Source organism: Xanthomonas pisi DSM 18956, assembly GCF_001010415.1.
Classification (GTDB): domain Bacteria; phylum Pseudomonadota; class Gammaproteobacteria; order Xanthomonadales; family Xanthomonadaceae; genus Xanthomonas; species Xanthomonas pisi.
Genome location: NZ_JPLE01000267.1, coordinates 1 through 671 on the forward strand (window position 1 = coordinate 1; position 671 = coordinate 671).

1 protein-coding gene is annotated in these 671 nt (G+C 47.4%); it reads left to right on the plus strand.

Going from position 1 to position 671, the window contains the following annotated elements; translation table 11 throughout:
* The coding region (locus Y887_RS20830; protein WP_046965650.1) for a Gp138 family membrane-puncturing spike protein at nucleotides 1–568 on the plus strand (568 nt) is incomplete at its 5' end.
* Between the last annotated feature and the right edge of the window lie 103 nt (nucleotides 569–671).

Sequence of the window (671 nt, forward strand, 5' to 3'; positions counted from 1 at the left end):
CATAAAGCCTGTTATTCATTTCGTAAGTCTTGATGATAAACCAGTGGAGCGTCAACCCCTGGTGTCAATTCCTGTATTGGCAATCGGCGGCGGCGGCTTTGTAATCAATTTTCCTTTGAAAGAAGGTGATTTGGGCTGGATATTCGCTGGCGACCGAGAGTTGTCGACATTCCTTGAAGAATTGAAGCCGACCGCGCCTACCAATGGTCGCGTGAAAACTTTCGCTGATGGACTGTTCATACCGGATATATTCCGAAAATACACCATAAGCGGAGAGGATGCAGGCTCAATGGTAATTCAGCCACTCAGCGGCGCTGCACGAATTGCATTAAGTGATGACTCGATAAACATAACCGCATCAGCTGGGGTAAACGTGAAAACACCAATCACCACTATCGACCAACAACTGATAGTGAATGGAAAGGCAACATTCAATGGTGGTATAGAAGGGAAAGAAGGAACGACGGCAACGCTTCCGACTGGCACCACAATCGGCGGCACAAATGTATCCACTCACGGGCACATAGGTAACGGACCTGGAAACAGAACTGGGGATATGATAGAATGAGTGCGCAATATTCTTACATAGTAAGCACTGGTGTAATAACCATCGACACAGCCGATTTGCTGGCTGACGTTCAAAGCGAATGGATTGAGTCATTAGGGGTCGG